Annotated in this window: 2 protein-coding genes and 1 pseudogene; 1 reads left to right on the top strand and 2 read right to left on the bottom strand. The window is 64.0% G+C overall.

The annotated features are described in order from the left end of the window. Positions 1–3: 3 nt before the first annotated feature. A complete protein-coding gene (locus HU730_RS02075) occupies positions 4–14,037 on the bottom strand; it encodes a non-ribosomal peptide synthase/polyketide synthase (protein WP_186527773.1) in 14,034 nt (4,677 codons plus the stop codon). Positions 14,038–14,270: 233 nt separating this feature from the next. Between HU730_RS02075 and HU730_RS02070 the strand changes: the two are divergent. Further along, positions 14,271–14,453 (top strand): annotated as a pseudogene (locus tag HU730_RS02070) (type II toxin-antitoxin system HicB family antitoxin); the annotation flags it as partial. Between the two features lie 9 nt (positions 14,454–14,462). Here HU730_RS02070 and HU730_RS02065 read toward each other — a convergent pair. After that, a complete protein-coding gene (locus HU730_RS02065; RefSeq protein ID WP_186527775.1) occupies positions 14,463–15,635 on the bottom strand; it encodes an MFS transporter in 1,173 nt (390 codons plus the stop codon). Between the last annotated feature and the right edge of the window lie 108 nt (positions 15,636–15,743).

Here is a 15,743-nt window from a genome sequence, read left to right as displayed (position 1 = left end):
GGTTCAAATCGCCTCTAGTTCGCTCAAAAAGTCACGAAGGTCATCAAAATCTTCCACGCTGCCGGCGCGGAAAGTGGCTGCGGCCTGCACGTAGGCGCGCAGCGATTCGGTCTGGAACAGTTCCATCAACGGTACGTCCAGGCCGAGCTCGGCCTGCACCCGCGAGGTAATCTGGATAGCCAGCAAGGAGTGACCACCGACATCAAAGAAGTTGTCGTTCAGGCCCACTTGCGACAGGTGCAGGATGTCGGCCCAGATCGTGGCGATCTGCTGCTCAAGCTCGGTTTGCGGGGCCAGGTACTGCTGCTGCATCTGGCTCGCATCCGGCAGCGGCAGGCCTTTGCGGTCGAGCTTGCCGTTGGGGGTCAGCGGCATCTGCGCCAGGAATACGAAGTGGCTGGGCACCATGTAGTCCGGCAGGTCGGCTTTCAGGGCACGACGCAGGGCGTCACGGAACTCAACCTGGTCGGCCAGGCTGGCGTCGGCCGGTACCACATAGGCCACCAGTTGTTTGCCGGTCGGCCCCTCCTGGGCGACCACCACGGTTTCACCGACACTGGCTTGCTCACGCAAGCGCGCTTCGATTTCCCCCAGTTCGATACGGAAACCGCGGATCTTCACCTGATGGTCGACACGCCCCAGGTAATCCACCACGCCATCCGGACGCCCGCGGGTCAGGTCACCACTGCGATACACGCGACTGCCGGGCTTGCCGAACGGGTCCGGCACGAAACGCTCGGCAGTCAGTGCCGGGCGCTCCAGATAACCCCGGGCCACGCCCTCGCCGCCCAGGTACAACTCGCCGGCTACGCCGATGGGCTGCAGGTTCAGTTGCGCATCCAACACGTAGCCACTTCGGTTGCCCAACAAGGTGCCGATGGGCGCGTAGACAGCTCCGCAGGGGTCGCCCTTGCGTGCCTTCCACAGCAGCGGCGTGACCACGGTTTCGGTCGGGCCGTAGCCGTTGAACAGGTATTCAGGCTTCAGCGCGCGCCAGGCCAGGTCATAGCTTGCCTGGGCCACCGCATCACCGCCAAAGCAGTAGACGCGCACCGCAGGAGGGTTGCCGTCGCGCTCGGCATGTTCGGCCAACTGTTGCAGGTACACCGGTGGGAACACCGCCATGGTCACGTCGTGGCGATGCATCTGCTCGTAGGTGTATTCCGGCAGCCACAGGCTGTCATCACGGATCAACACGCTGGCGCCATTGATCAGCGGGTGCATCCAGCCTTCGTGGGAACCGTCGAAGGCGAAGGACATGAAGTGCAGTTCGCAATCGGCCGGGGAGGTTTCATAGCGCTCGCCAGTGGCGATGATATGCGCCACCAGCGGGCCGTGTGACACCGCCACGCCCTTGGGCAAACCGGTGGAGCCGGAGGTGTAGATCACGTAGGCAAGGTTGTCGCCGTCCAGCGCCACATCCGGTGCCGTATCGCTGTAACCGGCCCACTCTTCGGTGCGATCAATCGCGAGGGTATCCAGGCCCTCGGGGACTGGCAGTTGCTGCAACGCCCGGCTGTGAGTCAGCAGCAGTTGCGCACGGCTGTCTTGCATCATGTACAGCAGGCGATCACGTGGGTATTCGATATCCAGCGGTACATACACGCCACCAGCTTTCATCACCGCCAGGAACGCCACCATGATCTCGGCACTGCGCGGCATGGCGATGGCCACCCGCACTTCCGGGCCGACGCCACGGGCGATCAAGGCATGGGCCAGGCGGTTGGCCTGGCGATCCAGTTCGCCGTAAGTCAGGGTTTGCGCGTCGAATTTAACCGCCACTGCGTCCGGGGTTTGCCGGGCGCGATCGCCGACCAATTCATGCACCAGGCGCTCGGCTGAAAAACCGGTGTCGGCCTGGTTCCACAGCTCAAGAATCTGCTGTTGCTCATCCTCGCCCAGCAAGCTCAATTGGCTGATGGGTTGCTGTGGGTCGATCACCATTGCCCGCAAGAGGTTCTGCCAATGCCCGGCCATGCGCTCGATGGTCGCCACAGCGAACAGATCGGTGGCATAACTCAGAGAGGCACGCAGGGCCGTCTGGCTTTCTTCCACATCCAGCGCCAGGTCGAACTGGGCCACGCCTTCGTCCAGATCCAGGACTTCGACGTGCAGGTCGGCCAGGCGATGCAGATGGCTGTCGGCAACGCTCACACGGTGGTTGAACAACACTTGGAACAACGGGCTCAGGCTAAGGCTGCGCTCCGGTTGCAATGCCTGCACAAGCTGTTCGAACGGCAGGTCCTGGTGAGCCTGGGCCTCCAGGGAGCGCTGACGCACCTGGTGCAGCAGTTGCTCGGTGCTCATTTGCCCGTGGATATCGGCCTTGAGCACTTGGGTGTTGACGAAGAAGCCGATCAACCCCTCGGTTTCCAAGCGGTTGCGGTTGGCAATCGGCACGCCCACGCGCACATCTTCCTGGCCGCTGTAGCGATGCAGCAACGCCTGGTAAGACGCCAGCAGCAGCATCGGCAGCGTGACGCCAGCGTGCTGCGCCAGTGCGCGCAAACTGCCCAACAACTCCGGATGCAACTCGATACCCAAGCGTGCGCCGCGATGGCTTGGCTGTGCCGGGCGCGGCTGGTCGAACGGCAACTCCAGCACCGGTTGCTCGCCGCTCAACTGCTCGCGCCAGTAGGCCAGTTGACGCGCCTGCTCCCCCGCCTCCATCCAACCGCGCTGCCACACGGCATAATCGGCGTACTGGACCGGCAGCGCCGGCAATTGCACGTCCTGGCCTTGGCTGTTAGCGGCATACGCCTGCACCAACTCCTCGACCATCAACTGCATCGACCAGCCGTCAGAAACGATGTGATGCTGCACCAGCACCAGCACGTGGTCGTCCTCGGCCAGGCGCAGCAAGGTGACCCGCAGCAGCGGCCCACGCAGCAGGTCGAAAGGCTGGGCGATCACCTGCGCGACCCGCGCCTTGAGGCCGGCATAGTCGCTGTCGACCTGCTCGATATCGACCCGGCCCTGGGCGTCAATGACTTGAACCGCGCCGGTGGCGTCCTGACGGAAATACGTGCGCAGGCTTTCATGGCGAGCCAGCAAGCTATCAAAGCTCTCTTGCAGCGCGGTCAGGTCCAACGGCCCCTGCAAACGCAAGGCGCTGGGGATGTGATACGCGGCGCCGGCCGGGTCCAGTTGCCAGAGGAACCACTGGCGCTCCTGGGCATAAGACAGCGGCAGAGGCTGCGTGCGGTCGGCCTTGATCAACGCCGGCGCGGTGACGCCCTCCTCGCCCAAGGCCCGCACGAAATCACCCAGTAGCGGCTGTTCGAACAAGGCCTTGAGTGGGACTTCCAGCGCCAGGGCCTGACGCACCCGTGACACCACCCGCGTGGCCAGCAATGAATGCCCGCCCAACTCGAAGAAATGATCGTCGAGGCCCACCCGGGGCAATTCCAGTACCTCGGCCCAGATCGCCGCTACCTGCTGCTCACGCGGGGTGACGGGCGCTACATGGCCCTTGAGCGACAGGCTGGCATCCGGTTTGGGCAATGCCTTGCGGTCGAGCTTGCCGTTGGGGGTCAGCGGCAGGCTGTCGAGGAACAGCCACTGCGCGGGCACCATGTAGTCCGGCAAGCGCTCGCGCAGCGCGGTTTTATAGACCTGCGCCGCCTGCGGCGCGGCGCTGACAAGGTAAGCGATCAGCCGGTCGTTATCGGCCAGCACCACGGCTTCGCGTACGCCGTCGAACTCACGCAAGCAGGCTTCAATTTCACCCAGCTCGATACGGAAACCCCGGACCTTGACCTGATGGTCGACGCGGCCGATGTATTCCACCAAGCCGTCGGCCCGATAGCGTGCCAGGTCACCAGTACGGTACAGGCGTTCGCCCGGAACCCCAAACGGGTTGGGCACGAAGCGTTCAGCGGTCAGCGCCGGCTGCCCGTGGTAACCCCGCGCCAGGCCGACACCGCCGATCAGCAGCTCACCGGACACACCTTGGGGGCATGGCGTGAGACCGGCATTGAGGATGAACAAGCCGGTATTGGCGATGGGCCGTCCAACGAACGGCAATGCCTGATGCAAACGATGAGCCGCCGACCAGATGGTGGTTTCCGTCGGGCCATAGAGGTTCCACAGCGGGCCTTGCAGGTCGAGCATGCGCTGGGCCAAATCGACGGGCAGCGCTTCGCCACCGCACAGGCAGGCGATGCCACGCAGTGAATGAGCCCGTGGGCTGTCGAGCAACATGCGCCAGGTCGAAGGCGTGGCTTGCAGCACATTCGCCGCCTGACGCTGGGCCAGATCGAGGATCGCCTCGGGGTCGAGGGCCGTTGCCTGGGTGCTCAGCACCACGGTACCGCCGACACTCAGCGGCACATACAGCTCCAGGGCGAAGATGTCGAACGAGAAGGTGGTCAGCGACAACAGCCGCGCATCCTGGCCGATACTCAACGTGCCGGCCATGCCGCTGGTGAAGCTGCACAGCGCCTTGTGACGAACCATCACCCCTTTGGGCTTGCCAGTGGAGCCAGAGGTGTAGATCACGTAGGCCAGATGCTCCGGTGTCACGGCAACCTGGGGATTGTGCTGCGCTGTGCCGGCCTCCTCCACCATCAGCACCTGCACGCCGTGCGGCTGAGCCAGGTGCCCCAGCAGGTGCGGTTGGGTCAGCAATACCCGGGCGCGGCTGCCTTCAAGCATGTAGGCCAGGCGCTCTGCCGGGAATTGCGGGTCGAGCGGCACATAGGCGCCACCGGCCTTGAGGGTCGCGAGCAAGCCAACCACCATGTCCAGGGAACGCTCCACGTGTACTGCAACCAGCACGTCCGGGCCGACGCCCATGTCGATCAGACGATGGGCGAGCCGATTGGCGCGACGGTTGAGTTCGCCGTAGCTCAGGCGCTCATCATTGAAATGCAGCGCGATGGCGTCGGGTTGCGCCGCGGCCTGGGCCTCAAACAACTGGTGTACACAGCGTTCGCGTGGGTAGTCGGTGTCGCTGCGGTTCCAGTCGTGCACCATGTGCTGCCATTGCGACGGGCTGAGCATCGCCAGGTCGTCCAAGGCCACCGAGGCATCCTGCAGGACCGCGCGCAGCAGGTTTTGCCAATGCTCGGCCAAACGCTCCACGGTCGCCGCGTCAAACAGATCCGTGGCGTAAGTCAGCGAGGCCCAGAGACCGTCCACCGATTCCTCGGTTTCCAGGTTCAGGTCGAATTGCGTGCTGTGACCGGCCCAATCCACGGGCTGCAAATCCAGGCCGGGCAATTGCACCGGGGCTGAACGCAGGCTGTCCTGATGGTTGAACATCACCTGGAACAGCGGGTTATGGCTCAGGCTGCGCTCGGGCTGCAACACTTGCACGAGCTGCTCGAACGGCAGGTCCTGATGGGCCTGCGCCTCCAGGGCACGCTGCTTGACCTGGGCCAGCAACTGGTCGAACGGCATCTGCCCGTGCACGTCAGCTTGCAGCACCTGGGTGTTGACGAAAAAGCCCAGCAGTCGCTCGGTTTCGAAGCGATTACGGTTGGCGACCGGTACGCCGACACGCACCTGTGCCTGGCCGCTGTAGCGGTGCAGCAAGGTCTGGAACGAGGCCAGCAACAGCATGAACAGCGTCACGTCCTGACGCTGGGCCAGGGTCTTGAGTTCAGTCAGCAGCGCACGCTCCAGATGAATCTGGCGGCGCGCGCCACGATGGCTCTGCACTGCGGGGCGTGGATAGTCCAGCGGCAGGTCCAGCAACGAATGTTCGTGCCCCAGACGAGCGCACCAGTAATCGAGCTGGCGTTGTTGTTCCCCAGCCGCCATCCAGTCGCGCTGCCACTGGGCGTAGTCGGCGTACTGGATCGGCAAGGCCGGCAACCCTGCGTCGCCTTGGTACAGCGCCACCCACTCGTCGATCATCACTTGCATCGACCAGCCGTCAGAGATGATGTGGTGCTGGGTGATGACCAGCACATGGTGATCAGGCGCGACGATCAGCAACTTGACGCGCATCAGCGGGCCGTTGCGCAGGTCGAACGGGCGCTGGATCTCTTCGGTGACAGCCTGCTCGATAGCGCCGGCGTCGACCTCTTGTTGTTCAACCGGCACTGCCAGGCTTGGGTGGATGACTTGCACGGTGTGCTCGCCCGACTCCACGAAGGTGGTGCGCAGTGGTTCATGGCGCTGCACCAGGGCCTCGACGGCGCGCTCCAGCGCCGCGATGTGGAGTTCACCGCGCAGGTGCAAGGCGCTGGGCACATGATAGCCCGCGCTGGTGGGATCCAATTGCCAGAGAAACCACTGCCGCTCCTGGGCAAAGGACAACGCCAGCGGCTGCTCACGGCCAACCGCCTGCATCACGGGCGCGGTATCGGCCTGCACGCCTGCGCACGCCGCTGCGAAAGCGGCCAGCGTCGGCTGTTCGAACAGGGCCCGCAACGGCACTTCCAGCTTGAGATCGTGGCGCACCCGGGAAATCACCTGGGTGGCCAGCAAGGAATGGCCGCCGCGTTCGAAGAAGTGATCTTCCAGGCCAACCTGCTCGACCTGCAACACTGCTTGCCAGATCGCCGCCAACTGGATTTGCAATGGACTTTGCGGCGCCACGTAGGCGGCGCTGGCCTGGTTCAGGTCGGGTGTGGGCAGCGCACGGCGGTCGAGCTTGCCGTTGTGGTTCAACGGCAAGGCATCGAGGACCACCCAATGGCCCGGCACCATGTAGTCCGGCAACGTCTGGCGCAAGCGCGCCGCCAGTGCCTGGGCCTCCAGCGCTTGGCCTTCGGCGGGCACCACGTACGCCACCAACTGCACGCCGGTCGCGCTCGGCTGCGCAAGCACGGCGGCTTCTCGCACATTTGGCAAGGCTTGCAGGCTGGCTTCGATTTCGCCCATTTCGATACGCAGGCCACGAATCTTCACTTGATGGTCGATACGCCCGACGTACTCCAGCGCACCCGCCGGGTTGTACCGGGCCAGGTCGCCACTGCGATAAAGCCGCGCACCGGGCATGGCGGAAAACGGGTCCGGCAAGAAGCGCTCGGCGGTCAGCGCCGGGCGGTCGAAATAGCGTTGCGCCAAGCCAACCTCGGCACCAATGCACAGCTCGCCCACGCCATCGGTGGCCAACAGTTCGAAACCGCTGTCGAGTACATACAGGCCGCGCCCGGCAATCGCCTGCCCGATTGGCACGCCGTAGGCGTCGTTGGCATCGGCCAATTGGCACTCATGCACGCTGGAGACCACCGTGGCTTCGGTCGGCCCGTAGGTGTTGACCAGGCGCACATTGCCCAAGCCCGCGGCGTACCACGCACGCACGCCCTCCACTGACATGGCTTCACCCCCCACATGTACCTGGCGCAGCTTGCCCAGGGAGCGACGGTGCTCGGCGCACTCTTGCGCCAACAGGTACCAGTAGGCGGCGGGCAGATCGGCCAGGGTCACGCCCTGCTCGACAATCTCTTGCGCCAGTTGGCCGGCATCCCAGAGTTCGTCGCCACGCATGACCAGCGCCGCGCCCGCACACAGGGGCGGGAAGCACTGTTCGACAAAACCATCGAAACTGAAGGTCGCAAACTGCAACACGCGGTCTTCGGCGCTCAGTCGGCTGTACAGCGTGGCACTGTCACAGAACTGGCCAAGGGCGGCATGGTCGATGGCCACGCCTTTGGGCTGGCCGGTGGAGCCAGAGGTGTAGATCACATAGGCCAAGTCAGCCGCCGCCGCGTAATTAGGCGGATTGGTCGTCGGGTAGCCGGTCAGTTCGTCGCCACTGACGCTGAAATCCATGCGGGTCAGGCCGCGGGGCAAAGGCAAGTCGGCGAGCAAGCCGGTTTCGCTGAGCAGCACGTCCAGGCGGCTGTCGGCGAGCATGTAGGCCAAACGTTCCGCCGGGTATTTAGGGTCCAGCGGTACGTAGGCCGCCCCACTTTTGAGCACTGCCAGCAGACTGACGATCAACTGCGGGCCGCGCCGCGAAGCCAGGCCCACCCGTTGGCCGGGGCCGACACCCAGCGCCAACAGGCGATGGGCCAGGCGGTTGGCGCGCTGGTTCAACTGGGCGTAGCTCAAGTTGGCGTCACCGGCCTGTACAGCCAGGGCGTCTGGCGTCGCCTCGGCCTGGGCTGCGATACGCTGATGCACGCGTTCGTTGGCCTGGGGCGCTGCGGCTGAGCGGCTCAGAGCGAGCATCTGCCGTTGCGCAGGGGCGTCGAGAAGGCGCAGGTTGCCCAGCGGCATGTGAGCGTCTGCGAGCAATTGCGCCAGCAGGTGTTGCAAGTTGGCGCTCAGCTGCGCCACGTGCGCCTCGCTGAATTGGGCACGGTCATAGCTGAACTCCAGGCGCAGGCAGGCGCCCAGTTCGATGCCCACGGTCAATGGATAGTGCGTGCGCTCATGGTTGTACAGGTGACCGAAGGTCAGGCCGGCCGGTGCGCCTTGCTTGAGCGCCTCGGCGACCGGGAAGTTTTCGAACACCAGCAAGGTGTCGAACAGCGCGCCTTGCTGGCCGGCCCAGCCCTGGATGTCGTAGAGCGGCACATGTTCATGGTCGCGCAGGCTGAGGTTGAGCGCTTGCAGTTCGCTGAGCCACGTCGCGGCCGACTGGGCTGGCGAGGCTGCGCTGACGATCGGCAAGGTGTTGATGAACAGGCCCAGTTGCTGCTCGATCCCCGGCAGCGGTGCGGAACGCCCGGCTACGGTGGCACCAAAAGCAACGCAGTCCTGGCCGGTGTAACGCTGCAGCAGTAGGCTCCAGGCCCCTTGCAACAGGGTATTGAGGGTGACTTTGTGCTGGCGTGCGAACTCAGCGAGGCGGCGGGTAAAGTCGCTGTCCAGTGCCACGTGATGGTCAGCCATGCCAACCGCGTCCACCGGCTTGCGCAACGCTTGCGCCAGCAGGGTCGGCGCCGGCAATGCCGCCAGGGCGTTTTTCCAGAACGCTTCGCCCGAGGATTGTTGTTGCAGCCAGGCGAGGTAATCGCGGAACTGCCCGAGCGGCGCCGGCACTGCCTGCCCCGCATAGTGAGCGATGACTTCACCGAGCAACTGCGCGTTACTCCAGCCGTCCATGAGGATGTGGTGGCTGGTGAAGATAAAGTGCCAGGCCGCACCAGCACCGCGCACCAGCGTCAGGCGAAACAGCGGCGCGGCATTCAGGGCAAAACCGCGTTCGCGTTCGGCCTGGGCCAGGGTGTCGAAATCAGCGTCGGGGTCTTCGATCACTTGCAGTTGCAGGTCGACCTGGCGCTGGATCAGCTGATGAGCACTGTTCAGGCCCAGCCAATGGAAGCTGCTGCGCAGGATGTCGTGACGATCCAGCGCAGCCTGCCAGGCACGCCCGAAGGCGAGCAAATCAAGGCCCTCGATGTCGAGGCGTAACTGGTTGATGTAGGACTGGGCCTCAGGTTCCAACAGGGTGTGGAACAGCATGCCTTGCTGCATCGGCGACAGCGGATAAAGGTCGGCAATCGCCGGCCCGGCCACGGGCATGGCATCCAGTTGCTGCTGGGTGAGGCGTGCCAGCGGGAAATCCGACGGGCTCACCTGGCCTGCCGGCGTGGCACAACAATGCTCGATCAGCGCCCTGAGTTCGGCTGCGTACTCGTCCGCCAGACCTTGAACAGTTGCCGCCTCGAACATCTCCCGGCTGAACCCCCATTGCAATGACAGCTCGCCGCCATACACCTGACCCTCCAGCGTCAGCCAGTTGGCCAGCGGTGCCTCCGGATCCTGGGCCTGGCCACTGCCCTGACTGGCCGGCACGAACAGTGCCGACTCGTTGAACTGACGGTCGAACTGGCCCAGGTAGTTGAAGGTGATGCGCGGCGCGGTAAGGTTCGCCAGGCTTTCCTGCGCGTGTGGCGCGCCCAGGTAGCGCAGCAGGCCGTAGCCCAGGCCTTTGTCGGGCACGGCGCGCAGTTGTTCCTTGACCGCCTTGATCGCCTCGGGCAACTCGCCTTCGGCGCGCAGGCGCACCGGGTACAGGCTGGTGAACCAGCCGACGGTGCGGCTCAGGTCGATGTCGTCGAAGAGGTCTTCGCGACCATGGCCTTCCAATTGAATGAGCGCAGCAGGTTGCTCGCTCCAACGGCTGATTACCCGCGCCAGGGCGGTCAACAGCAGGTCGTTGACCTGGGTGCGATAGGCCGCTGGCGCGTCTTGCAGCAGTCGGCGGGTGTGCTCGGCGTCGAGGCGTGTTTCCAGCTTGGCACCCAGGCGGTTTTGCAGGCCGCCTTCGGGGTGATCACACGGCAGCTCGGCGTCGATGGATTGGGCTTGCCAGTACGGCAGTTGCTCCTCGACGGTCTGCGCGTGGCGGTGCAACTGTTGCGCCCAGCGCTGGTAGGCACTGGTTTTTGCCGGCAGCACCTGTTCGCGGTAGGCCTGTTGCAGGTCTTCGAGCAGGATGCGCCAGGACACACCATCCACCACCAAGTGATGGATCACCAACAGCACACGCTGGCTGCCATCGGCCATGCTCACCAACGCGGCGCGCAGCAGTGGACCTTGGGCAAGGTCAAGGCTGCGCTGGGCTTCATCACACAGCGCCGCCAGTTCAGCGTCGGTGCCGGCCTGGCATTGCCACAACAGCGGTTCGCTGACATAGGCAGCATGGCTCTGCTGCCAGCCGCCAGCCTGCTGCACAAAGCGCAGGCGCAAAGCGTCGTGATGCTGGATCAACCGCGCCAGCGCGGCCTCCAACCGTGCAGGCTCAAGCACCTCGCCGGGCACCAGCAACAAGGATTGATTCCAGTGATGCCGCGACGGGATCGCCTGGTCGAAAAAACTGCGTTGGACGGGCGTCAGCATGACCTCGCCACTGACCGGGCCCTGGTCTATCACGCTGACCTGATCGAAGCGCGCCACCAGAGCCAGGCTGCGGATGCTCTGGTACTGGAACAGGTCACGCGGGCTCAGGCGAATGCCGGCCTGACGGGCGCGGCTGACCACCTGGATGGAGATGATCGAATCGCCGCCCAGCTCGAAGAAGTTATCGTCCTGGCCGACCTGCTCAACGCCCAGCACGTCGCTCCAGATGGCAGCCAGGGCTGTTTGCAGGTCGCCTTGGGGGGCGACAAATGCCTGCTGCTGCGCCGCATCCGGCAGTGGCAACGCCTTGCGGTCGAGCTTGCCGTTGGCGGTCACCGGCAGCTGGGGCAGCGCAATGAAATGCGTCGGCACCATGTATTCCGGCAAGCTGCCGAGCAACCAGGCCTTGAGATCCGCTGGCGCCTCGCCTGCGTGCACCAGATAGGCGATCAACTGCTTGCCGCCCTGTACCAGTACCACGGCTTCGCGCACGTGTGGATGCTGCATCAGGCGTGCTTCGATTTCGCCCAGCTCGATACGCAAGCCGCGCAACTTGACCTGATGATCGAGACGGCCGAGGTATTCGATTACCCCATCGGCACGTTGGCGCACGCGGTCACCGGTGCGATACAGGCGTTCGCCTGTCACAAAGGGGCTGGGTACAAAACGTTCGGCGGTGAGCGCCGGGCGCCGATGGTAACTGCGCGCCAGGCCGACGCCGCCCAGGTAGAGTTCGCCACTGACGCCGGCCGGCACCGGGTTGAGTTGCGCGTCCAGCACGTAGGTGCCGAGATTGGCGATGGGGCGGCCGATGGGCACGCCATCGGCGCCTTCGTCAATGCAGGTCCAGTGCGTGACGTCGATGGCCGCCTCGGTCGGGCCATAGAGGTTGTACAGCGCCGCAGCGGGCAACTTGGCGAACACTTGCTGTTGCGCGTCCAGGGGCAAGGCTTCGCCGCTGCACACAATGCGCGTGAGGCTTGCGCACGCCTGTACGCCCGGTTCATGGATAAACGCCTGCAACATCGACGGCACGAAGTGCAAGGTGGTGATGGCGTGTCGGCCAATGGTGTCAATCAGGCGCGTCGGTTCACGGTGTTCGCCAGGCGCTGCGACCACCAGGCGGGCGCCGGTCATCAGCGGCCAGAAGAACTCCCACACCGACACGTCAAAGCTGAACGGGGTTTTCTGCAACACCGCGTCATTGGCGCCCAGGCCATACGCCTGTTGCATCCAGCTCAAGCGGTTGACCAAGGCGCGATGGCTATTGCCGGCGCCTTTGGGCTTGCCGGTGGAGCCCGAGGTGTAGATCACGTAGGCCAGGTTGAGGGCATGCAAGGCCACGTTCGGTGAATCGCTGCTGTAGCCGTCGAGCCATAGCGCCGGCTGGTCCAGGGCAATTACCTGGATACCGGCGACGGGCAGCGACGCCAGCAGGCTTTGCTGGCTGAGCAGCAACTGAATGCCACTGTCTTCGATCATGTAGGCCAGGCGTTCCCGGGGGTACTCAGGGTCGAGGGGCACGTAGGCGCCACCGGCCTTGAGAATCGCCAGCAGGCCAACCACCATTTCGATGGAGCGCTCGATGCAGATACCTACCAGCACGTCGGGCCCCACGCCCTGCTCGCCCAGGGCATGTGCCAACTGGTTGGCGCGCGCATCCAGCTGGGCGTAGGTCAAGGTGGTGGTAACGAACACCAGTGCCGGTGCATCGGGGCTGCGCCGCGCCTGGTCTTCGATCAGGTGATGAATCCCGCGCTCGGTCGGGTACGCCTCGGCGGTCTGGTTCCAGATGTGGACCAGCCGTTGCTGTTCAGCCGCGTCAAGCATGGGCAATTCGCCAATGCGCTGTTCGCCATCGAGCACCATGGCTTGCAACAGGCTGATCCAATGCCGGGCCATGCGCTCGATGGTGGGCGTATCGAACAAGTCATTGGCGTAGGTCAGCGCGGCATGCAGGGTGCCGGACTTTTCATAGGTGTCCAGGGTCAGGTCGAACTGGGTGGTGCGGCCTTGCCATTCCACCAGGGCCAATTCCAGCCCCGATGCGGTGCTGACCGAGGCGATGTCGGCGACTACCGGCTGATGGTTATACATCACCTGGAACAGCGGCGTGTGGCTCAGGCTGCGCTCGATTTTCAGCGCTTCCACCAGCCGTTCGAAGGGTAATTCCTGATGGGCCTGGGCGCCCAGGGCATGCTCCTTGATACCTTGCAGCAACTCGGCAACCCGCGTTTGCCCGGTCAGTTCGGTGCGCAACACTTGGGTGTTGACGAAGAAACCGATCAGCCCCTCGACTTCGGTGCGATTGCGATTGGCAATCGGCACACCGACGCGAATGTCGCCCTGGCCGGTATAGCGGTGCAACAGCACATTGAAGGCACCGAGCAGCAGCATGAACAGGGTGACGTTGTGTTTTTGCGCGCAGCTGCGCAGTTGCGCGACCAGTGCCGGCTCAATCGCGAAGTTGTGCCGTGTGCCTTGGTAGCTGGGCATGGCCGGGCGCGGGTGGTCGGTGGGCAGCTCCAGAACCGGATGTTCATCGCCCAGGCGAGCCTGCCAGTACTCCAACTGGCGGGCCTGCTCGCCCGCTTCCAGCCAGCGGCGCTGCCACAGGGCGTAGTCGCTGTACTGGATGGGCAGCGCCGGCAGTTGGGGCGCTTCGTTGCGCTCATGGGCGTCATAGCAACGGATGAATTCGTCGATCAGCACATTCATCGACCAACCGTCGGAGACGATGTGGTGCAGGGTCAGCAGCAGCACGTGTTCCTGCTCGGCAAGCTTGAGCAGTTGCACGCGCAGCAGCGGCCCGTGTTCCAGGTCGAACGGCAACAGCGATTGACGGGTGGCGGCGGCGTTGACGGCCTGCTCCCGTGCATCAAAGGCCAGGGCCGTGAAGTCCAGGTGCTCGACGGTCACCGACGGCTCCACCGCCACCTGCGCCAGCCGCTCATCGGCCTGGCGTTGGAACACCGTGCGCAAGGTTTCGTGACGCGCCACCAGGCTGGCGAACACTTGCTCCAGCGCTGGCAGGCTCAGCGCCCCCCTCAGGCGCACTGCGCCGGGCAAATTGTAGGCGCCGCTGGCCGGGTCCAACTGCCATAGAAACCACATGCGCTGCTGCGCGTAGGACAGCGCCTGGCGGTCCTCCACCTCCACCCCTGCCGGAATCGGAAACCTTGAAAAATCCACGCCTTCTTTCTGCAAGGCTTGCAGGAACAGTTGGCGCTTTTCCAGGGGCAGCCCGATAAACCGGCGAGCAAGTTTCAAGGAGTCTTCAGCATTCATTTCTTGGAATCCGGGGCAATAGGCGGGAAGCACAAAGGCACGTCGTCCCTATAAAACGAACCGGGCGGGGAAAAATTAGCGAGGGGATGGGGGGCGGTTGTCCGCGGGGAATACGGGCTGGCGGGAAGCGTCCTACGCAAAGTCAGTACGCCACCATTATGGGGAGCGATGCGTGCGCTCCAGGCTTGCCGAGGTCAGGTTATCCACGCGTCTACACGAGGGAAATCAGCGGAATGAATCGCCAACTGCACTACAAGGGCTATAACGGCTCAATTGAATACAGCGCTGACGACAATTGCCTGTTCGGCAGGCTTTTGTACATCAGCGCGCTGGTGAGTTATGAAGGCCAAACCGAACCCGCGTTGGAAGTGGCCTTTCGCGAAGCCGTGAATGACCTGCTCAAGCAAACGTGCAAAGGCCATCCTTCATCCTAATCGCCGGTAACCCAATACCGCCGAGCCCGCTACCACCGTCCCCGCCGCCAGCGCCACCCAAAAACCGCTGGTGGCGCCACAGTGGTCGATCATCCATCCCGAACTGGCGGCGCCAATGGCCACGCCGATGCTCAGGCCGGTGATCAGCCAGGTCATGCCTTCGGTAAGGCGGCTGGCCGGGACGATCTGCTCCACCATGGCCATCGACACAATCAAGGTGGGCGCAAAGAACAGCCCGGAGATAAAGATTGCAGCGGCCAAACCGGGAATATTGCTCACCAGCAGCAAGGGCAAGGTGGTCAACGCCGTGGCTACGCCGCAGTACAGGAACTGGCGTGGCAACGGTGCCTTGAGCTTGAGGGCACCGAAGGCCAACCCGGCCAGGCACGAACCAATGGCATACACCGACAGCACGATACTCGCCGCCGCCGGCTGGCCTTGATGCTGGGCGAAAGCCACGCTGACCACATCCACCACGCCGACGATCACGCCCATGGCCAGCAGCAAAATCATCAGGATCAATACCGACGGCGACGCAATCAGCCAGCGACCGTGTGCTCCCTGATGCGCGTGTACCGGTGGCTCGGTTTGCCGTTGCAGCACAAAGGTGGTGACGCCCACCGCCAGCAACAACGCCGCCACCAGGGGCCCGGCTTCTGGGAACACCGCCACGCTCAACCCCACCGAAATGGGCGGGCCGATGATGAAGCACACCTCATCAAGTACCGACTCCAGGGCAAACGCGGTTTGCAGCCTGGGCTGGCCACGGTACAACTCGGTCCAGCGCGCTCGCACCATGGCCGACATATTGGGCATGCAGCCCGCCAGCGCGGCGAACAGAAACAGCGTCCAATTCGGCGCCTGCAACCGCGTACACAGCAGCAACATCAATAGCGCCCCGCCGCCGATCAGCGCGGCAATCGGCAGCACCCTGCCCTGGCTGTAGCGGTCCACCCAACGTGACACTTGCGGCGCGCAAATCGCCGTGGCCAGGGCAAACACTGCCGCCACCGAACCGGCCAGACCATAGCCGCCATGCACCTGGGACAGCATGGTGATCAGGCCGATGCCGGTCATGGATATCGGCATGCGTGCCAGCATGCCAGCGAGCACAAAGGCCCGGGCACCAGGGACCTGGAATAATTCAGCGTAGGGGTTTGCCATCCTGCTTGACCTCTTGCTCGACGCCCTGGGCTTGCTATCTGAAACCATCAGGGCAGAATACATACGGCGCGTATGTGGCAAATCATGCTTCGCATACGCAGCGTATGT

This window comes from Pseudomonas sp. SWRI22, assembly GCF_014268395.2.
GTDB lineage: Bacteria > Pseudomonadota > Gammaproteobacteria > Pseudomonadales > Pseudomonadaceae > Aquipseudomonas > Aquipseudomonas paracarnis.
Note: the sequence above shows the minus strand (reverse complement) of the source record. Positions and strands in the feature narration are given on the sequence as shown.